Consider the following 19051-nt stretch of genomic DNA (forward strand, 5'->3'; position numbering starts at 1 on the left):
GGGCAGGGAGGCACCCTCACTCGCCGCACCGGGCAGGCACCCGAGTACGACCAGTACGCGGGTGCCTGCCCGGCACGGCGGGCGGCCGCCGCTGGGCCCCCTCCGGGCGGACGAGGCGACTGTGCGGACACCGGCAGGACCTGAGAACGGTTCAGCGGCGGCGGCCCCGGGACGGCCTGGCGCGGCGTCCGCCCCGGGCGGCACTCGTACGCGCCGGACGGGGCTCGGAGGGCGGCGGGGTGAGGACGACGGGCACGCCCGAGGGCACCTGCGCACCGGTGATGCGGCTCAGCTCGGGCTCGCCCGAGCGGACCCGCGTGACCTGCGGGGTGATGCCTGCGTCGGCCATCAGCCGGGTCATCTCGCGGCGCTGGTGGGGCAGGACCAGCGTCACGACGGTGCCGGACTCACCGGCGCGGGCGGTACGGCCGCCCCGGTGCAGGTAGTCCTTGTGGTCGCCCGGCGGGTCCACGTTGACGACGAGGTCGAGGTTGTCGACGTGGATGCCGCGGGCGGCGACGTTCGTGGCCACCAGGACCGTGACCTCGCCGTCCTTGAACCGGGCCAGGGTGCGGGTGCGCTGCGACTGGGACTTCCCGCCGTGCAGGGCCGAGGCGCGCACCCCGACCGCCAGCAGCTTCTTGGCCAGCCGGTCGGCGGCGTGCTTGGTGTCGAGGAACATGATCACGCGTCCGTCGCGGGCGGCGATCTGTGTCGTCGTGGCGTGCTTGTCGTCGTCCTCCACGTGCAGCAGGTGGTGCTCCATCGTGGTGACCGCGCCCGCGGACGGGTCGACCGAGTGCACGACGGGATCGTGGAGGTAGGCGCGGACCAGGCGGTCGACGTTGCGGTCCAGGGTGGCCGAGAACAGCATCCGCTGGCCGCCGGGGGCGACCTGGTCGAGCAGGGCGGTCACCTGCGGCATGAAGCCCATGTCGGTCATCTGGTCGGCCTCGTCGAGCACGGTGATGGCGACGCGGTCCAGACGGCAGTCGCCGCGGTCTATGAGGTCCTTGAGCCGGCCGGGGGTCGCGACGACGACCTCGGCCCCGGAGTGCAGCGCTTTCGCCTGGCGGCCGATGGACATGCCGCCGACCACTGTGGTGAGCCGCAGGCGCAGCGCGCGGGCGAACGGGGTGAGGGCGTCGGTGACCTGCTGAGCCAGTTCCCGCGTGGGGACGAGGACGAGCGCCAGGGGCTGCCGGGACTCGGCACGCTGCCCCGCGGTACGGGCCAGCAGGGCGAGGCCGAAGGCGAGCGTCTTGCCCGATCCGGTGCGCCCGCGGCCCAGCACGTCCCGACCGGCCAGCGAGTTCGGCAGCGTGGCCGCCTGGATCGGGAACGGCGTGGTCACGCCCTCGGCGCCCAGCGCGGTCAGCAGCCGCTCGGGCAGGCCGAGGTCGGCGAACGCCTCGACGGCGGGGAGCGCCGGGGTGATGGTGGCCGGCGGTGCGAACTCCTGCCCGGCGGCGGGGCGCCGCCCGCCGCGCCCGCCGCCCGCCGGACGGGAAGCGGAGCCTGAGCCACCGGTCTTGCGGGACCGGAACCCGTTGTTGCGGGAGTGGGTGGAGCCGTTGTTCCTGCGAGCCGTGCGGTCCATGGGGAACCTTCCTCGATGCGGCACGTGTCGGGGAATGCGCGGCGGCGCCGCAGAGCCGCAGGATTCGCAAGAGTGAGCCGGAAAAGAATGAAACGAGCCGAGGCCCGCACCGCTAGGGTGCGGGCCCCGGTCAGGGCATACGCGTCCGCGTCAGGCGGGAACGATGTTCTCGGCCTGCGGGCCCTTCTGGCCCTGCGTGACGTCGAAGGTCACCTTCTGGCCTTCCTGGAGCTCACGGAAGCCGGAGGTGGCGATGTTCGAGTAGTGGGCGAACACGTCCGGACCGCCACCCTCCTGCTCGATGAAGCCGAAGCCCTTTTCCGAGTTGAACCACTTCACGGTGCCGGTAGCCATATGAATCTCCCTTGAGGGCAGTACTCAGGGCCCGCACCTTGCGGACCCGTAGTCGCCGCATTGATCACCCTACGGAGAGATCCGAGAAACCTCGGAAACAAAAAAGAGTGCTCGTCGACAAAGGTCGAAGAGCACTCGAAGTCTCTGGGAACCAAAACTGCAACACCAGCGAAGGTAGCACAGGTCGGAGCGGAAGGCTCGGGAATCTCGTACCCGAGGTGGACCTCGCGGCGGCTCGTACTGCGATCTCAGTAGCCCGGATTGTCGGCAGCCGCACGACGACGGGACGGGCCGCACACGGAGAGCCTTGGCAGACGATCGACACCAGATGTGGAGACCTGCTGCCGTGGCAACTTTCCTGTATCGAGTGGGCCGCCTGGCCTTCCGGCGACGTTGGTACGTCGCCCTGGTCTGGGCGGCCGTCCTGGCCGCCGTGGGGCTGGGCGCGCTCAAGGCGCCGGGGGCCGTCGACGAGGAGTTCTCGATGCCCGGCATCGAGTCCCAGAAGGCGTTCGACCTGATGGAACAGCGCTTCCCCGGGGCCACGGCGGACGGGGCGACCGCCCGGGTCGTGTTCATCGCGCCGGGGGGCGAGAAGGTGACGGCGGCCGGGAACAAGCAGGCCATCGAGAAGGCTGTGGCCGGGCTCGGCGACGGCACGCAGGTCGCGAGCGCCGTCGACCCGTTCCAGGCGAAGACCATCAGCAAGGACGGGTCCACCGCGTTCGCGACCGTCACCTACAAGGTCGGTTCCAAGGACCTCACCGACGCCAGCCGCACCCACCTGGAGCGGGCCGTCGACCAGGCCCGGGACTCCGGCCTGACCGTCGAGGCGGGCGGCTCCGCGCTGGGCGACAGCGGCGGGCCCGGTGGCACGGCCGAGGTGATCGGCGTCGCGATCGCCGCCGTGGTGCTCCTCATCACCTTCGGGTCCCTGGCCGCCGCCGGGCTGCCCCTGCTGACCGCCGTCATCGGCGTCGGCGTCAGCATGGCCACGATCCTCGCGCTGTCCTCCGCCCTCGGTCTGTCCACGACCACGGGCACCCTGGCGATGATGCTGGGCCTCGCCGTCGGCATCGACTACGCCCTGTTCGTCGTCTCCCGCTACCGGGAGGAGCGCGCCAAGGGGCGGGTGCCGCGGGAGGCGGTCGGGCTCGCCGTCGGCACGGCCGGGTCGGCGGTCGTGTTCGCCGGGCTCACCGTCGTCATCGCGCTGGCCGGGCTCGCCGATGTCGGCGTCCCGATGCTCACCAAGATGGGGCTGGCCGCCGCGGGCGCGGTCGTCGTCGCCGTGCTGATCGCGCTGACCCTCGTCCCGGCGTTCCTCGGCTTCTGGCCGAACGCCGTGCTCACCCGGCGGGCCCGCCGCAGCGGCCGGATCGAGGAGAGCGGCCCGGCCGACGCCGGCGCTCGCTGGGCCCGCTTCGTGCTGCGCCGCCCCATGCCCGTCCTGCTCCTCGGTGTCGTCGGCCTCGGCGCCCTCGCCGTGCCCGCGACCGACCTCCAGCTGGGCATGCCCGGGGACGAGGCCAAGCCGACGTCCACCACCGAGCGCCGGGCCTACGACGCGCTCGCCGAGGGCTTCGGGCCGGGCTTCAACGGGCCGCTGACCATCGTCGTGGACGGCAAGGGCGCCGCCGACCCGAAGAGGGCCGCGGACACCGTCGCCAAGGACATCGGCTCCACCGGGGGCGTCGTGTCCGTCTCCCCGGCCCGCTTCAACGACGCCGACGACACCGCCGTCTTCTCCGTCGTCCCCTCCACCGCCCCGACCGACGAGAAGACCAAGAAGCTGGTGACGGCCATCCGGGACGAGCGGCCCGGCATCGAGTCCCGCACCGGCGCGAGCTACGAGGTCACCGGCAGCACGGCGCTCAACATCGACATCGCCGACAAGGTGCAGGCGGCGCTGATCCCGTACCTGATCGTCGTCGTCGGTCTCGCGATCGTCCTGCTGCTGGTGGTGTTCCGGTCCGTGCTCGTCCCGCTCAAGGCGGCCCTCGGCTTCCTGCTGTCGGTGCTGGCCTCGCTCGGCGCGGTCGTGGTGGTCTTCCAGCAGGGCCACGGCGCCGGGATCCTCGGGGTGGAGCAGACCGGCCCGATCATGAGCCTGATGCCGATCTTCCTGGTGGGCATCGTCTTCGGTCTCGCGATGGACTACGAGGTGTTCCTCGTCTCACGGATGCGGGAGGCGTACGTGCACGGCGAGTCGCCCGCGCAGGCGGTCACGTCCGGCTTCCGGCACAGCGCCCGGGTGGTCGTGGCGGCGGCCCTGATCATGATCGCGGTGTTCGCCGGGTTCGTCGGCGAGAGCGACTCCATGATCAAGATGATCGGTTTCGGCCTCGCCTCCGCGGTCCTGTTCGACGCCTTCGTCGTCCGGATGGCGATCGTGCCCGCCGTGCTCGCTCTGCTCGGCCACAGGGCCTGGTGGCTGCCGAAGTGGCTGGACCGGATCCTGCCCCGGGTGGACGTGGAGGGAGAGGCGCTCAGCCGCCGGCCCGAGACGGACCCGGCCCCGGCCGCCGCGCGCGAGCCGGAACCGGCGCGCACCTGACGCACCTCTCACCAGGGCCGCCCGTGGCGAAGGACACGGGCGGCCCCTCGGGCGTCCCCGCCCGAAGTCGACCACGATGGGGCCCAGCCCACCGACCGGAGAGCCCGATGAACATCAGTGTGGAGCGGCGTTACGCGGACCGCCTGGAGGAGTTCTCCGCACGCCGCCCCTTCCTCGTCGACCTGGCGATGGTCCTGGCGCTGCTCGGCTGCACGGCCCTCGGCGGCTCGCTCACCCTGCCGGGCGGCGCCCCGCCGGACCAGGACAAGACCGCCACCGCCCTCGCGGGTGTGGCCTGTCTCGTCCTGCTCAAGCACCGCACGCACCCCCGGGCCGCCGTCACCGTGGCCGGATCCTGCACGGTGACCGCGATCGCGCTCGGCTACCTGGTCACGCCCCTGTTGCTGGCGCCGATCATGGCGGCGCTCTACTGGCTGGCCGCGCTCACCGACCGCAGGTCGATCCGCGTCTACGGCCTCACCACCCTGGTGGCGGTGACGCTCGCCGCCGTGTTCTCCGACTCCATGAACCACGTCTCGCTGCTGCTCAGGACGATCGGCCCGATCTTCTGGCTGATGCTGCCGCTCGCCGCCGGCAAGACGACCCAGCTGCGGCGCGCCTACCTACAGTCGGTGCACGCCCGGGCCGAGCACGCCGAGCGGACCCGGGAGGAGGAGGCCCGGCTGCGCGTCACCGAGGAACGGATGCGCATCGCCCGGGAGCTCCACGACGTCGTCGCCCACCACATGGCCCTGGCCAACGCCCAGGCCGGCACGGCCGCGCACCTCGCCCTCACCCACCCGGAGCAGACCCAGAAGATCCTCACCGACCTGACCGGCACCACGTCCTCGGCGCTCCGGGAGCTGAAGGCCACCCTGGGCCTGCTGCGGCAGAACGACAGCCGGGACGGCGACACCTCCGGCCCGGCCGCTCTGGAACCGTCCCCGGGCCTCGCCCGCCTGCCCGAACTGGTCTCGGCGTGCGCGTCGGCGGGCCTGGAGGTCACCGTCACCACGGAGGGGGAGCCGCGGCCGCTCTCGCCCGGCGTGGACCTGACGGCCTTCCGGATCGTGCAGGAGGCGCTGACCAACGTCAGCAAGCACGCCGCCGCCGAGGCCGCCCGCGTCACCCTCGAATACACCGGCGCCCGCCTGCTGATCACGGTCACCAACGACGGCCCCAGCAAGCCGGAGGCCCCTGCGGGCCGCGGCTTCGGCGTCATGGGCATGCGCGAGCGTGCCCACTCCATCGGCGGCGAACTGCGCGCGGGCCCCCGCCCCCAGGGTGGCTTCGAGGTCGCCACCGCGCTGCCGCTGCAACCCTCCACCGACCTCGCGGAAGGAATGACGGCATGAGCATCAGGGTGCTGCTGGCCGACGACCAGGCCCTGCTGCGGGCCACGTTCCGGATCCTCATCGACTCCTGCGCGGACATGGAGGTGGTCGCCGAGGCCTCCGACGGTGCGGAGGCCGTGGAGCTGACGCGTGTCCACCGCCCCGACATCGTCCTCATGGACATCCGTATGCCCGGCACCGACGGCCTCGCCGCCACCGCCGCCCTCTGTGCCGATCCGGAGCTGTCTTCCACCCGGGTCCTCATCCTGACGACCTTCGAGACCGAGGACTACGTCGCCCAGGCCCTGCGCGCCGGTGCCAGCGGCTTCCTCGGCAAGGACGTCACCGCCGACACCCTCCTGGCCGGTCTGCGCACGGTGGCGTCCGGCGAGTCCCTCCTCTCACCCGTCGCCACCCGCTCCCTCATCACCCGCTTCCTCCTGGCCCCCGCCCCCGGCACGCACCTGGCTCCGCCGGAGCGCCTGGCCGACCTCACGGTCCGCGAGCGCGAGGTGATGGCCCTGGCCGCGGAGGGCAGGTCCAACACCGAGATCGCCGAGGACCTGACCCTCAGTCCGCTGACCGTGCGCACCCACATCCACCGGGCCATGACCAAGCTGAACGCCCGCGACCGCGCGCAACTGGTCGTCATCGCCTACCAGACGGGTCTGGTGCGGGCGGTCCCGCCGGCGATCTGAGGGGGCGGTCACGGCCGGCCGAACGCCGCCACCATGAGGCTCTCCGCGACCTTGTTCATGTCCTGGCCCTTGGCGTCCGTGGCGTTGACGCTGTAGACGAGGGTGCGGGAGCCGTCGCGGGTGGCGGCGACGGCCGCGTTGTATCCCCAGCGTCCGCCGGTCTTGCCCCACACCTCGCGGCCGCCCAGCACCTTCATCGACAGGCCGACGGAGTACGCGGCCGGCTTCCCCGTCCTGAAGTCGGCCACCTCCGGCAGCGTGAACATCTCCTCCAGCAGCGGCCCGCCCACCACCCGCCCCGCGAACAGCTCCTGTGTGAACCGCTCCAGGTCCGCCGTCGTCGAGACGATGTCACCGGCCGCCCAGGCGTCCGTCGCCCCCCACACGGACACGTCACGCAGCCCGGTCGTGCCGTCGTCCAGCCGCATCCGCTGGTAGCCGTGGTTGTGCGTCCCGACGATGCGCGGGTTCGTCCCCGGGAACCAGGTGCCGGACAGCCCCAGCGGCTTCAGCACGCGCCGGGCGACCTGACGCTCGTAGGAGTCACCGGTGACGCGCTCGATGAGCAGTCCGGTGATGGTGTACCCGATGTTGAGGTAGTGCTGGCTCTCGCCCGGCGCGAACTCGCGCTCCTTCGACGTGGCCGAGCGGACCATGTCCTCGGGGTCATGGATACGGAAGCGGTTCGCGTACGCCTCCTCGACGGTGGTCCCGGGGAAGTCGGGGGCCGGGATGCCGTGCGTGTGGTTGAGCAACTGCCGGACGGTGACGCCCGCGTACGACGCCGGGATCAGGTCCGGCAGGTACGAGCGGGCGCCGCGGTCGAGGTCCAGCTTCCCCTCGGCGGCCAGTTGCAGGGCGACGGCCGCGGTGAAGACCTTGGTCACGGAACCGGCGCGGAACCGGGCGTCCGGGTCGGCGGGCCGATCGCTCCGCAGGTCGTGCACGCCGGAACTGCCGCGCCAGACACCCTCGCGGCCGCCGACGCGCACGAGTGCGGCGGTGGCGTCGTCGGTGGGCAGCCCGGCGATGGCCGCCTCGAGGGCGGCGCGGGGGGCGTCGGGGGCGGGCTCGGACACCGTGGCGGCTGGGAGGAGGGCCGGGGCGTGCGCGGTGGCTGGGAGGAGGGCCGGGGCGTGCGCGGTGGCCGGGAGGGAGACGGCGGCGTGCGTGGTGGCCGGAGCAGGGGCGGCGGTGGCGGGGAGGACCGACGGCCCGGCGACGATCCCCACGACGAGCAGGGCGGCCGGCAGCCCGGCACGAGCCGAGTTCTTCATGGTCAACTCCGTTGGTGTGAGCCGTTGTTGTGAACGGCTCCATCCTCCGGACCTGGGACGTCGCGCGGATCGCCGCCGCGGGCGGTTCCGGGCGGTCGGTTCCTCGCCGACGTGGGGGAGGAACCGGCCCGGGGCGCTCCCCCGGGCGGGGGATCCCCGGCCGCGACGAGACCGGTCTCGTACGCGCAGATCACGGCCTGGATCCGGTCCCGCAGCCCCAGCTTGGCCAGCACATTGCCGACGTGCGTCTTCACCGTGTGGTCGCTGACCACCAGCTCGGCGGCGATCTCGGCGTTCGACAGGCCCCGCGCGAGCAGCAGCAGCGTCTCGCGCTCCCGCCCCGTCAGCACGTCCAGCCGGGGATCGGGTCGGCGCGGCCGGGCGGCGCCGGGCCGGGTGTACTGCTCCACCAGCCGCCGGGCCACGGACGGCGCGAGCAGTGAATCGCCCTGGGCGACCACCCGTACGGCATGCACGAGGTCGTCCCGGCGTACGTCCTTGAGGAGGAAGCCGCTCGCGCCCGCGTGCAGCGCGTCGTAGACGTACTCGTCGGAGTCGAAGGTCGTGAGCATCACGCACCGGCAGCCGCTGTCGCCACTGATCTCCCGGCAGGCCTCGATGCCGTCCCTGCGCGGCATCCGGACGTCGAGGAGCGCCACGTCGGCCGCGTGCCGCCGTACCGCCGCCACGGCCTCGGCCCCGTCGCCCACCTCCGCGACGACCTCGATGTCCGGCTGGACGTCCAGGATCAGGGCGAAGCCGCTGCGCACCAGCTCCTGGTCGTCGGCCACGACCACCCGGATCGTCACCGCGCCGCCTCCACCGGGGCCGGCACCGGCAGCCGGACCAGCACCTCGAACCCCCGCCCGTCGGCTCCCCGCCCGGTCATCGCGCTCCCTCCGTGTGCCGCGGCCCGCTCCCGGATCCCGGCCAGCCCGTGGCCGCTCCCGCCGGAACCGGGCTGCGGCCCCCGTCCGTCGTCCGTCACCCGGACACTCAAGTCGTCGTCCCCGTAGGTCAGTCGCACGGCCACGGTACGGGCGTCCGCGTGCCGGACGGTATTGGTCAGGGCTTCCTGGACGACCCGGAAGACGGTCGCCGCGACCGCCCCCGGCAACGGACGGACGATCCCGGCCGTCCCGTACCGCACCTCGAGTCCACCGGCCCGCACCCGTTCGAGCAGGTCGGGCAGGTCCGTGAGCCCCGGCTGCGGCTCACGCGGGGCGGCGCCCGCGTCCTCGTCGCCGCCGTCCCGCAGCACCCCCAGCATCTGCCGCAACTGCGCCATGGCGTCCCGCCCGGCCGCCGAGATGGCGTCGAAGGCGGCCTCGGCCCGCTCCGGCGCGGCCCGTACCGCCACCGGTCCGGCCTCCGCCTGCACGATCATCAGGCTCACCGCGTGGGACAGGACGTCGTGCATCTCCCGGGCGATCCTGGCCCGTTCCCGCGCGGCGGCCTGCTCGGCCTCGACACGGTTCGCGCGCTGCCGGGCATCGGTGAGCCGCCCGAAGCCGTAGGCGGCCGCGAACACGAAGAGGGAGAAGGTCAGTTCACGGGCGGAGCGGGTGTTGAGCCAGACCCCCACGGGCACGGCGACCAGCAGCACGACCCCGGTGGCGAGCCGCTTGCGGGCCGAGGACAGCGCACCGATCGTGTAGACGACCACCAGCCCGGTGTACGGCAACGGCTGCCCGGGCCCGTCCAGCGTGAACCCGTACAGCGCGCTGGTGGCCAGCACCCCGAACAGCACGCCGACGGGGGCGCGCCGCCGCCAGACCAGGGGCACCACGGTGAGGGTGCTCAGCCCGTAGGCACCCCAGGTCGCCGGCGGCGCCCCGGCCGCCCGCGGCACGACGAACGGCATGGTCATCGCGGCCTGCACGAGGAGCGCGAGTCCGATGTCGACGACCAGGGGATTGGCCGCGCCCAGCGCCCGGCCGCGCTGCCACCACACCCGTAAGTCCCCGCGTATGCCCCCCATGCGACCGTACGGTAACCGGCGGGCCGGGCCGACGCGGCCGGATCATCGTCCCCGCTTCACGCCCCCGCGGCCCGGAAGGTGACCTCCCGGCGGACGGCCTCGTCGATCTCGTCGAGGGTGACCAGTGGCGTCGCCCGGGTCCGCACGGTCCCACTGGCCTTGACGGTGAGGCTGACGGCGGCCATGGAGACGCTGTCGGGGAAGTCGACGATCATCACCAGATCGTCCTCCCCGAAGGCGAAGTACATCGACTCGATCCGCCCGCCGAGCCCGCCGACGACCTGTTCAACGGCCTCCCGTCGCCCACTCGCCCCTTCCTTGAGCAGCCCCTTGGTGCCTTCGGTGGTGTAACTGGCCTGAATGAGGAACTTCGGCATGGCTGTCTACCGCCCATCGGTCGTCCGGTGTGCGACATGCCTTCCCGCCGTCCCTCACGCCGTTGCGCCCGCGGCACCGCATTCACTCTTTGGCACCGGCGGCGGGGCCCTCCCGCGGGCGTCAGGGGACGGCGAACTCCAGTACGGCGGTCTTGCCGTGGTGTGCGACGACCTTCACCTTCAGGTCGAAGCCGAACTGGGCCACGCCGCCCCGGCCGCCGAGGTTCGTGATCGTGCCCGGTGTCCGGAAGGTGACGGAGTCGTCCACGGAGACATGGACGGTCACCCCGTTCGCTGTGATGTCCGCCGTGGAGGTCACCAGCACCTCGCACGCACCGTCCGAGCAGGCCGCGAAGTCGTCGCCGTCCGCCGCCTCGGCCGTTGCGTTGCTGCCGCCGTCCTCGTGCGTCCCGCCGCTCCCGCACCCCCCGACGGCCAGCACCAGCCCGGCGACCACGAACCCGGCGCCCTTGCTCCTGAGCATTCGGCACCCCTCTCCGTACTACGTACTACGGCTTGCCTCGCGAGGCTGTTCAGCCGACGACCCGTCACCTGATTCGAACGAGGACTTTCCGCCGACAGTTCGCCTCCTGACAGTCGCCATTTCCGGAGTGCCGGGTTTTCCATTCGACTGATCCGTTCCGGAGAAAATCGTTCCGGAGAAAACCGTTCCGGAGGAACCGGGGGGCCGACCGGCGAGGGGCCTGCCTCACCCGTGGGGCGGGCCTCGGCCCTGTCCGGCGCCCGTCCGCGACAGCGGGAACCGGCCGATGACCTGTGCGCCCTGTCGATCGCTCTGGCGTGACCGCGACCTTCGGGGTTCTCAGGACGTCCACATTCCGCGAATGGGTTTTCGAACCTGCTTCGCTTCTCCTTCCCTTCCGTCCCGGGTGAATCATCCGTTCTCACAGGGGGCGGCAGATACTGTCGAATTCCGCCCCGGCCGGGCGATCGGTGATTTCAGGACGTTGTCCCACAGGGAAAGCGGGAAATCGTTCCGGCATATCTACGATCGCAGGCTATGACCGACTTACCTCGGGACGACTCCGCCACCCGTGCGCGCCGGCAGACCTGTCTCAAGCTCGCCCGCGAACTCCTCCTCGTCGGGCCGGACGGCAAGGACCTCAAGCTCGAGCCCGACGACGCCGCCCGCTGGGACTCCATGCGCGGCGCCGAGCGCTACGTCCACGCCCTGCGCAACGGTGAGGCCGCCCTCTGCACCGCGCATCAGATGACCAGCTTCCACCTGGACGTCTCCCGGCCCGAGGGCCCCGTGCACTTCGCCGGCGAGCACACCTCCCTCAAGCACGCCTGGATCGAGGGCGCCCTGGAGAGCGCCGTGCGCGCCGCCCTCGAAGTCCACCAGGCGCCACCGGTCACCACCCCGGGCGCCGACCGGGAGGGGGAGGGTTCATGACCGCGATCGAGCCCGGGTGCACGGTCGCCCGCTATCTCGCCCTGCGGCTGGCCGAGTTGGGCATCACCCATCTGTTCGGCGTCCCCGGCAACCACCTCGGCCCGTTCCTGACGACCCTGCGGGCCGAGGGCGACATCGAGTGGGTCGGCACCCCGACCGAGGGTGGCGCGGGTCAGGCCGCCGACGCCTTCGCCCGCATCCACGGTGTGGGAGCCGCGGCCGTCACGTACAGCGTGGGGGCGTTCAACCTCCTGGGCGCCTGCGGGGGCGCCTTCGTCGAGCGGATCCCGCTCATCGCGGTCAACGCCTCGCCGCCGTACGAGCAGTGGCAGAACTACCGCGCCCTCGGGCTGCTCACCTCGCACATGAGCCCCCGCCCGGAGAGCAACCTGGACGTCTACCGGCAGGTCACCGTGGACGCGCAGGTCATCTCCAACCCGGGACTCGCGCCCGGCCAGATCGACGCCGCGCTCACCGTGTGCCTCACCGAGCGCCGGCCGGTCTACCTGGAGGTCATGGAGGACCTGTGGGACGAGCCGTGTCCCGAGCCCGGGGCGCCGATCGTCCCCCGCGAGCGGCCGTTCAGCGCGCGCGCCCAGCGCATGCTGGACCAGGCCGTGCAGGCGGTCCTCACCCTGGTCGAGGAGCATCCCGGCCCGGACGGCAGGCCCCGCCCGATCGTGTGGGCCGGCGAGGAGATCGACCGGTTCCGCCTCGGCGAGCGGCTCACCGACCTGGTGGAGGCCACGGGCGTGCCGTTCTGCACGACCGTCGGCGCCAAGGCCGTCGTGGACGAGGACCTGCCGCAGTTCCACGGCGTGTACAACGGCGGGGCCAGCCACCCGGACGTGCACAGCGTCTTCAAGGACTGGGCCACCTGCCGGATCGGGCTCGGCGCCTGGTCCACGTCGAAGAACCTCGGCGGCGAGCAGTGCGTGGGCGGCGACTGGGTGATGGCGGCGAACGGCGGTGTCAGCGTCGGCACGTCCTACTTTCCCGACGTCCAGCTCGAACTGCTGCTGCCGGCCCTCCAGGACGCGCTGGTGAAGGCGTACGGCACCGGGGGCCTGTCCGCCGACTACTACGCCGAGTCCTACGCCCACCACGGCTCACCGGGCGACCGCCCCCCGGCCCTGGAACAGCACCGCGCCGCACTGCGCACCGGCGCCTCGCGGTCCCGCCGCACGGCCGGACACCACCTCACCTACGACGGCGTCTTCGACCGGATCAACCACTTCCTGAACCACGACACCGCGGAGGACTGGACAGTCGTCTCGGACGCCGCGTTCTCCCTCATCGGCTCGATGAACCTGGCCCTGCCCGCGGGCGGGTTCCTCTCCCAGGTCAGCTGGCTGTCCATCGGCTGGTCGGTCGGCGCGGCCACCGGCGCCGCGCTCGCCCCCGAGCGCGAGTACGCCCGCCCGATGGTGTTCGTGGGCGACGGCGCCTTCCAGGAGACCTGCCAGGAGCTCTCCACCCACACCCGGCTCGGCATCCGCTCGGTGGTGTTCGTCATGGACAACGGCCACTTCTACGGCGTCGAGCAGATGCTGGTGCACCCGGAGTACTACGCGGACCGGGAGGACGGCGCCGACCCGGACTTCTACAACGTCCTCCACCCCTGGCACTACGACCGTCTCGCGGACGTCTTCGCCGGCCGGCACACCCCGGCGAACGGCGTCAGCATCGAGCACACCACGGACCTCGACGACCTCCTGGACCGTCTCAGCGACCCGGCCGACCCGGTCAACGCGGGTCCCCTCCTGGTCCGTGTCCGTCTGCACCGCCACGACTACCCGCGCGCGATGGCCTACAAGGTTCCGAAGGAGAAGGCACATGGCTGATCTCAACGTCCTGATCGCGTTCGACGCGGCGACGATCGTCGAACGCAACCCCAATGCCTCACGCAACCCCGACGCCCCGACCCAGGTCGACCACAGCCTGATCTACATGACCACCCGGCACGACCACATCGTGGGCACGTCGGGAGCCGAGCTGAACCTCCGGGCCGAACCCGGGGACAGCATCAGGTGGCGCGAGACGACCCTGTCGCTCGGCAGCGACTACAAGGCCCTGCTCTACCGGTACGTCAGCAACGACAGCCAGCACCAGCTGATCCGGACCCCCGAGATCGAGGTGATCGACGGCATCTACCCCCTGCCGAAGGAGGGCAGCGAGGGCAGGCCGGAGTTCGACACCCAGCGCTATCAGGACCACTACTGGCGCACGACCGTCAAGAAGCGCGGCCAGGTCGTCTACCACTTCTCCTTCCAGATCCTGGACCGCCACCGCCAGTTGAAGGGCTACTTCCAGTGGGACCCGTTCATCACCATCGAGGACTCCTGACGGCGTCAGGGCCTGCGTAGTCCCGCGATGAGGAGCCCGACCAGCCGGCGCGGGTCGTGGCGGGGAACGTTGTCCGCCCCGATGCACAGGTTCGGAGTGCAGGGCGGCGGCGAGGCCGTGCTCGGTCGCGAGGACGTCGACGAACTGGTCGTCCGCCCGGGTCGGGAAGCGGCGGAGGTCCGCCCGGGTCGGGAAGTGGCGGTAGATCGTGCTCACCCCGACTCCGGCCCCGGCCGTGGCCCCCGGCACCGACCTGGCCCCGCACGAGAAGCACGGCACCCCGCCGGCGCCGCTCGACCCGGCCCTGCGCCGCCGCTGACCGGCGGCGCGGCCCCGCGGTTAGGGTGAGCGGCGTGGAGCTCCTGCACCTGCGTTACTTCGTCGCCGTCGCCCAAGAACTGAACTTCTCCACCGCGGCCCGCAAACTGCACATGGCGGCCTCCCCGTTGAGCCGGCGTATCAGGGATCTCGAGAACGAGCTCGGACACCGGCTGTTCGACCGGGACACCCATCATGTGCGGCTCACCACGGCCGGCAGCGCGCTGCTGCCGATCGCGCGCGGTGTCCTGGAGCAGGTCGACTCCATCCAGTGGCGGCTGGACGAGACCACCCGCCCACGGCGGACCACCCTGCTGCTCGGCGTGCCCAGCGGTGTCCACCCGGACCTGAGGACCCGGATGGACGACCTCGCCGAGCGGGTCGCCGACCGGTTCGAGATCAAACGCTGGCCGGGCGGCACCGAGCGGCTGGTGGACGCGGTGTGCGACGGCAGACTGGCGCTGACCCTGGCCCGGCTCCCGGCCGGCGGCGACCCGGCCCTGGAACAGCTGCCGGTGATGTCGGAGCGGCTCGGCGCGGTCGTGCCCAGGGACCGGTTCGCGGGGCGTGAGTCGATCGCCCTGGCGGAGCTGACCGAGCTCGCCTACGCGGGGTCCCCCACGGCCGTGACCAACGCGTATTTCCGGGGGCTCGACCAGCAGCTCTCCGAGCTGGGCATCAGGAAACGGATCGATCTGGGCAGCGCCACTTTCGAGGGAGTTTCCGAAATCGTGTCCAGTGGTCTGGCATTCTCCATTTCCATGCTGGATCCGCGGAGTCCGGTGCAGAATTACCGTCTCGACAATGTGACCGTCCTGCCCTTCTCGGATTTCCAGCCCCGGCTGGAGACCGGACTGCTGTGGCGCAAGGACCGGGCGCACGGCGGTGACCTGGAGGAAGTCATCGCCGTCGCGCGTGAGGTCTTCGCCGAACCGCTCCACGCATAAACTCCACGAACGCTTCACCAATCGCTTCACCAATCGCTTCACGAAGCGGTATGACCACTGCGGTCATACCGCTTTTCGTTATTCGGTCATTCCGTTTCGTTCCGTTTCCCGCACCTCCTTGCTAACTTAGTTTCCAGATACACATACATGGTGAAGCGAGGAAGGGAAGGAAAAGTGATGACGGACCTCACGGACACCGCCGCCGGCCCCCTGGAGGGCGTGCGCGTGATCGACCTCTCGACCGTGGTGATGGGCCCCTACGCCGCCCAGATCCTCGGCGACCTGGGCGCCGACGTGATCAAGATCGAGTCGCCCTCCGACACCGTGCGCGTGGGCCACTACAAGACCACGCCGGGCATGACCCCGCTGAACCTCAACGTCAACCGCAACAAGCGCAGCGTCGCCCTCAACCTCAAGGACGACACGGACCGCGAGCGGGCGCTGCGGCTGATCGACACCGCGGACGTGCTGATCACCAACATGCGGCCCGGCGCGCTGCACCGCCTCGGCCTGTCCTACACCGACATCGCCGCCCGCAACCCCGGCCTCGTGTACGCGCACGCCCAGGGCTTCCGCAGCGACTCGGACCGCGCCGGCAACGCCGCGTACGACGAGACCGTGCAGGCCGCTTCCGGCCTGGTCGACATCGCCGACCGCGCGCTGGGCGAGCCCGTCTACCTGCCGACCATCATCGGCGACAAGGTCTCCTCGCTGACCATCGCCTACAGCGTGCTGGCCGCCCTGCTGCACCGGAACCGGACCGGCGAGGGCCAGCTCGTCGAGATCCCGATGACGGACACGCTGATCGCGTTCAACCTGGTGGAGCACCTGGCCGGGCACACCCACGTGCCCGAGAGCGCCCCCACCGGGTTCCCGCTGTCGATGCTCAAGGGACACAAGGCGGTGCGCACCAAGGACGGCCTGGCCTGTGTCATCCCGTACAACCCGCAGAACTACCGGGACTTCTTCACCGCCGCCGGACGCCCGGACCTCGCCGAGGACCCGCGCGTGGGCGGGGACGCCGTCGACAGCGCCGACCACGAGGACCTGGCCGCCCTGGTCGACGCGTGCGCCCCGGAACTGACCACCGAGGAGTGGGCGGAGGTCTGCGCGAAGCACAGCATCCCGATGGCGCCGGTACTGGAACTGGACCGTGCCCACGACGACCCGTACGTCCGCGACGGCCACCTGCTGGACACCGTCGAGCACCCCACCGAGGGCTCGGTCCGCACCATCGGCATCCCGCTGCGCTTCTCCGCCACGCCCGGCTCGATCCGCCGTCTGGCGCCGGTCGCCGGCCAGGACACCGAGGACGTCCTCGCCGAACTCGACGCCGCCACCCGCTGATTGCCACAGGAGGACAGTCATGAGCACCCCCACACCTCCCGTCGTGCGCACCGAACGCATCGGCTCCGCCCTGCTGATCACCCTCGACCGCCCCGAGGCCCGCAACGCCGTGAACGCGGCGACCGCCACCGCGCTGGCCGCCGCACTCGACGAGTTGGAGGCCGACCCCGAGCTGCGGGCCGGCGTCCTGACCGGCGAGGGCGGCACGTTCAGCGCCGGCATGGACCTCAAGGCCGCGCTGCGCGGCGAGTCGCCCGAGATCGAGGGCCGCGGCTTCGGCGGCCTGACCGAGGCCCGGCCGGACAAGCCGCTGATCGCCGCCGTGGAGGGCTTCGCCATGGGTGGCGGCTTCGAACTGGCCCTGGCCTGCGACCTGATCGTCGCCGCCGAGGACGCCCGGTTCGGCCTGCCCGAGGTCAAGCGCGGGCTGATCGCCGCGGGCGGCGGCGTGATCCGGCTGCCGAAGCGCATTCCGCACCACCTCGCGATGGAGTTCCTGCTGACCGGCGAGCCGGTCGACGGCCGGCGGGCCGGGGAACTGGGCCTGGCCAACCGGGTCACCGCGAAGGGGCAGGCCGTCGCCGAGGCGCTCCGGCTGGCCGAACGGGTCGCGGAGAACGCCCCGCTCGCGTTGGCGACCGTCAAGCGCGTCGTCCGCGCCGCCGACGGAGCCTCCGAGGAGGAGGCCTTCGCCTTCCAGCGCACGCAGATGAAGACCCTGATGGCCTCGGACGACGTGCGCGAGGGCATGACCGCCTTCGCCGAGCGCCGCCCCGCGCGGTGGACCGGGCGGTGAGCCGGACATGAAGGCCGCAGACGTACGACAGCACGTCACCACCCCCCTCACGAGCCCGGCGTACGCGCCGACGGTCCCGCGGTTCACCGACCGGGAGTACCTCAACGTCGTCTACCGCACCGACCCCGAGGCGCTGCGCGCCGTCGTCCCCGAACCGCTGCGGATCGGCGAGCCGCTGGTCCGGTTCGAGGTCATGAAGATGGGCGACGTCAGCGGCTACGGCCCCTACACGGAGGCCGGCCAGGCGATCCCCGTCGACTTCGAGGGCGAGCAGGGCGAGTACCTGCACGCGATGTACCTCGACAACTTCCCGGCCACCGCCTCCGGCCGCGAGGTCTCCGCCTACCCGAAGGTCATCGGCTCCCCGGCGCTGTACGTCGCCTCCGGCGCGCTGGTCGGCACCCTCGACCACGGCGGCCTGCGGGTCGCCACCGCGACCATGGGCTACAAGCACCACCCGCTGGACCGGGACGAGGCCGAGGCACAGATCACCGTGCCGGCCTTCATGCTCAAGACGATCCCCGGCTACGACGGGCTGCCGCGCGTGCAGGAACTCGTCCGCACCCGGATCACCGACGTCACCGTCAAGGAGGCGTGGACCGGCCCGGCCCGTCTCCAGCTGTTCCAGCACGTGCTCGCCCCGCTGGCCGACCTGCCGGTGCTGGAGGTCGTCTCCGCGAGCCACATCCTCACCGACCTGACGCTGTCCGGCGTCGAGCCGGTCCACGACTACCTGAAGGGAGCCGCGTCATGAACCGCGCCTTCCGTACCGCCGCGGTGATCGGCGCCGGGACCATCGGACTGTCCTGGGCGACGCTGTTCGCCGCGCACGGACTGACGGTCCGGGTGACCGACCCGCGGCCGGACCTCGCCGAGGCCGTGGACGAGGCCCTGGCGACGTACGCCCCGCATCTGGCCGCCCGCGGCCTGGGCGTGACGGGCCTCGCCGACCGGGTGCACCTCGCCGACGGCGTCACCGAGGCGGTCCGGGACGCGGACGTCGTCCAGGAGAACGGCCCCGAGCGGCTCGAGTTCAAGCAGGACCTCTTCGCCACGCTGGTCCGTGCGGCGCCCGGCCACGCGCTGTTGCTCAGTTCCTCGTCGGCGATCCCGTCCAGCGCGTTCACGCGTGAGCTGCCGGACGAGGCCGCCGCCCGGGTCCTGATCGGCCACCCCTTCAACCCGCCGCACCTGGTCCCGCTCGTCGAGGTCGTGCCCGGCGAACGCACCGGCGAGGACGCCGTGCTGGACGCGGTGGACTTCTACACCTCGGTCGGCCGCACCCCGGTCGTCGAGCGCAAGGAGATCCCCGGCTTCGTCGGCAACCGCCTGCAGAACGCCCTCAGCCGCGAGGCGGTGTACCTCGTCGAGCAGGGCGTGGTGACCCCCGAGGAGCTCGACACGGTCATGACCAACTCGCTGGGCCTGCGCTGGGCCACGGTCGGGCCGTTCCTCGGCTCGCACCTGGGCGGCGGACCCGGCGGCTACCGGCACATGGCCGAACACATCGGCGCCTCGATGAAGCAGATGTGGGCGGGCCTCGGCACCCCGTCGCAGAACGAGGAAGAACAGCAACGGCTCATCGAAGCCGTGGAGAAGGCCTACGGCTCCTCCACGTACCCGGAACTCACCGGGGCGCGCGACCGCAGGCAACTCGCCGTCCTGGCCGCCCTGGACGGCGCGGACAAGGAGGAGAACTGAG

Annotated in this window: 18 protein-coding genes; 11 read left to right on the forward strand and 7 right to left on the reverse strand. The window is 71.8% G+C overall.

Annotation, left to right across the window (positions count from 1 at the left end; all coding sequences use genetic code 11):
* Positions 1–151: 151 nt before the first annotated feature.
* A complete protein-coding gene (locus SSQG_RS20225; protein ID WP_039933212.1) occupies positions 152–1600 on the reverse strand; it encodes a DEAD/DEAH box helicase in 1449 nt (482 codons plus the stop codon).
* Positions 1601–1750: 150 nt separating this feature from the next.
* Complete coding sequence (locus SSQG_RS20230) at positions 1751–1954, reverse strand: cold-shock protein (RefSeq protein WP_003991681.1); 204 nt, start codon at positions 1952–1954, stop codon at positions 1751–1753.
* Positions 1955–2300: 346 nt separating this feature from the next.
* Here SSQG_RS20230 and SSQG_RS20235 point away from each other — a divergent pair, with 346 nt between their 5' ends.
* The 3 genes from SSQG_RS20235 (at position 2301) to SSQG_RS20245 (ending at position 6543) form a co-directional block, all read left to right on the forward strand.
* On the forward strand, positions 2301–4511 hold the full coding sequence (locus SSQG_RS20235) for an MMPL family transporter (protein WP_039933214.1): 2211 nt from the start codon (positions 2301–2303) through the stop codon (positions 4509–4511).
* Positions 4512–4618: 107 nt separating this feature from the next.
* Positions 4619–5866 (forward strand): sensor histidine kinase, encoded by a 1248-nt coding sequence (locus SSQG_RS20240; RefSeq protein WP_003991684.1) that lies wholly within the window; start codon positions 4619–4621, stop codon positions 5864–5866.
* Positions 5863–6543, forward strand: coding sequence for a response regulator transcription factor (locus SSQG_RS20245; RefSeq protein ID WP_003991685.1), 681 nt, complete (start codon positions 5863–5865; stop codon positions 6541–6543). The genes SSQG_RS20240 and SSQG_RS20245 overlap by 4 nt, the downstream gene beginning before the upstream one ends.
* An 8-nt stretch (positions 6544–6551) precedes the next feature.
* Here SSQG_RS20245 and SSQG_RS20250 read toward each other — a convergent pair whose 3' ends face one another.
* The 5 genes from SSQG_RS20250 to SSQG_RS41430 form a co-directional block, all read right to left on the reverse strand.
* Complete coding sequence (locus tag SSQG_RS20250) at positions 6552–7820, reverse strand: serine hydrolase domain-containing protein (protein WP_003991686.1); 1269 nt, start codon at positions 7818–7820, stop codon at positions 6552–6554.
* 2 nt (positions 7821–7822) lie between these two features.
* Positions 7823–8629, reverse strand: coding sequence for a response regulator (locus SSQG_RS20255; RefSeq protein ID WP_003991687.1), 807 nt, complete (start codon positions 8627–8629; stop codon positions 7823–7825).
* Positions 8626–9801, reverse strand: a complete 1176-nt coding sequence (locus SSQG_RS20260; protein WP_003991688.1) for a sensor histidine kinase — start codon at positions 9799–9801, stop codon at positions 8626–8628. Before SSQG_RS20260 ends, SSQG_RS20255 begins: the two co-directional genes overlap by 4 nt.
* A 56-nt stretch (positions 9802–9857) precedes the next feature.
* The gene (locus tag SSQG_RS20265; RefSeq protein ID WP_003991689.1) at positions 9858–10178 is read right to left on the reverse strand and encodes a GYD domain-containing protein; all 321 of its coding nucleotides are present in this window, start codon (positions 10176–10178) and stop codon (positions 9858–9860) included.
* Positions 10179–10299: 121 nt separating this feature from the next.
* Positions 10300–10662, reverse strand: a complete 363-nt coding sequence (locus SSQG_RS41430; RefSeq protein WP_003991690.1) for a hypothetical protein — start codon at positions 10660–10662, stop codon at positions 10300–10302.
* 537 nt (positions 10663–11199) lie between these two features.
* Here SSQG_RS41430 and SSQG_RS40375 point away from each other — a divergent pair.
* From SSQG_RS40375 to SSQG_RS20310, 8 genes are all read left to right on the forward strand, one after another.
* Positions 11200–11595, forward strand: a complete 396-nt coding sequence (locus SSQG_RS40375) for an FAD-dependent oxidoreductase (protein WP_003991691.1) — start codon at positions 11200–11202, stop codon at positions 11593–11595.
* Positions 11592–13439: a thiamine pyrophosphate-binding protein gene (locus SSQG_RS20280; protein WP_003991692.1), complete on the forward strand. Its 1848-nt coding sequence runs from the start codon at positions 11592–11594 to the stop codon at positions 13437–13439. Before SSQG_RS40375 ends, SSQG_RS20280 begins: the two co-directional genes overlap by 4 nt.
* Complete coding sequence (locus tag SSQG_RS20285; RefSeq protein WP_003991693.1) at positions 13432–13941, forward strand: inclusion body family protein; 510 nt, start codon at positions 13432–13434, stop codon at positions 13939–13941. The genes SSQG_RS20280 and SSQG_RS20285 overlap by 8 nt, the downstream gene beginning before the upstream one ends.
* A gap of 353 nt (positions 13942–14294) precedes the next feature.
* A complete protein-coding gene (locus SSQG_RS20290) occupies positions 14295–15206 on the forward strand; it encodes a LysR family transcriptional regulator (protein ID WP_003991694.1) in 912 nt (303 codons plus the stop codon).
* A gap of 177 nt (positions 15207–15383) precedes the next feature.
* Positions 15384–16553, forward strand: coding sequence for a CaiB/BaiF CoA transferase family protein (locus SSQG_RS20295; protein WP_003991695.1), 1170 nt, complete (start codon positions 15384–15386; stop codon positions 16551–16553).
* 19 nt (positions 16554–16572) lie between these two features.
* On the forward strand, positions 16573–17349 hold the full coding sequence (locus tag SSQG_RS20300) for a crotonase/enoyl-CoA hydratase family protein (protein ID WP_003991696.1): 777 nt from the start codon (positions 16573–16575) through the stop codon (positions 17347–17349).
* Between the two features lie 7 nt (positions 17350–17356).
* A complete protein-coding gene (locus tag SSQG_RS20305) occupies positions 17357–18103 on the forward strand; it encodes an acetoacetate decarboxylase (RefSeq protein ID WP_003991697.1) in 747 nt (248 codons plus the stop codon).
* Positions 18100–19050, forward strand: a complete 951-nt coding sequence (locus tag SSQG_RS20310; protein ID WP_003991698.1) for a 3-hydroxyacyl-CoA dehydrogenase NAD-binding domain-containing protein — start codon at positions 18100–18102, stop codon at positions 19048–19050. The genes SSQG_RS20305 and SSQG_RS20310 overlap by 4 nt, the downstream gene beginning before the upstream one ends.
* Position 19051 lies beyond the last annotated feature (1 nt).

It is taken from the genome of Streptomyces viridochromogenes DSM 40736, from assembly GCF_000158955.1.
Classification (GTDB): domain Bacteria; phylum Actinomycetota; class Actinomycetes; order Streptomycetales; family Streptomycetaceae; genus Streptomyces; species Streptomyces venetus.

Coding starts and splice junctions, on each gene's coding strand:
- SSQG_RS20225 (WP_039933212.1), bottom strand. CDS start 1,600: ATGGACCGCACGGCTCGCAGGAACAACGGCTCCACCCACTCCCGCAAC.
- SSQG_RS20230 (WP_003991681.1), bottom strand. CDS start 1,954: ATGGCTACCGGCACCGTGAAGTGGTTCAACTCGGAAAAGGGCTTCGGC.
- SSQG_RS20240 (WP_003991684.1), top strand. CDS start 4,619: ATGAACATCAGTGTGGAGCGGCGTTACGCGGACCGCCTGGAGGAGTTC.
- SSQG_RS20245 (WP_003991685.1), top strand. CDS start 5,863: ATGAGCATCAGGGTGCTGCTGGCCGACGACCAGGCCCTGCTGCGGGCC.
- SSQG_RS20250 (WP_003991686.1), bottom strand. CDS start 7,820: ATGAAGAACTCGGCTCGTGCCGGGCTGCCGGCCGCCCTGCTCGTCGTG.
- SSQG_RS20260 (WP_003991688.1), bottom strand. CDS start 9,801: ATGGGGGGCATACGCGGGGACTTACGGGTGTGGTGGCAGCGCGGCCGG.
- SSQG_RS20265 (WP_003991689.1), bottom strand. CDS start 10,178: ATGCCGAAGTTCCTCATTCAGGCCAGTTACACCACCGAAGGCACCAAG.
- SSQG_RS41430 (WP_003991690.1), bottom strand. CDS start 10,662: ATGCTCAGGAGCAAGGGCGCCGGGTTCGTGGTCGCCGGGCTGGTGCTG.
- SSQG_RS40375 (WP_003991691.1), top strand. CDS start 11,200: ATGACCGACTTACCTCGGGACGACTCCGCCACCCGTGCGCGCCGGCAG.
- SSQG_RS20280 (WP_003991692.1), top strand. CDS start 11,592: ATGACCGCGATCGAGCCCGGGTGCACGGTCGCCCGCTATCTCGCCCTG.
- SSQG_RS20285 (WP_003991693.1), top strand. CDS start 13,432: ATGGCTGATCTCAACGTCCTGATCGCGTTCGACGCGGCGACGATCGTC.
- SSQG_RS20295 (WP_003991695.1), top strand. CDS start 15,384: ATGACGGACCTCACGGACACCGCCGCCGGCCCCCTGGAGGGCGTGCGC.
- SSQG_RS20300 (WP_003991696.1), top strand. CDS start 16,573: ATGAGCACCCCCACACCTCCCGTCGTGCGCACCGAACGCATCGGCTCC.
- SSQG_RS20305 (WP_003991697.1), top strand. CDS start 17,357: ATGAAGGCCGCAGACGTACGACAGCACGTCACCACCCCCCTCACGAGC.
- SSQG_RS20310 (WP_003991698.1), top strand. CDS start 18,100: ATGAACCGCGCCTTCCGTACCGCCGCGGTGATCGGCGCCGGGACCATC.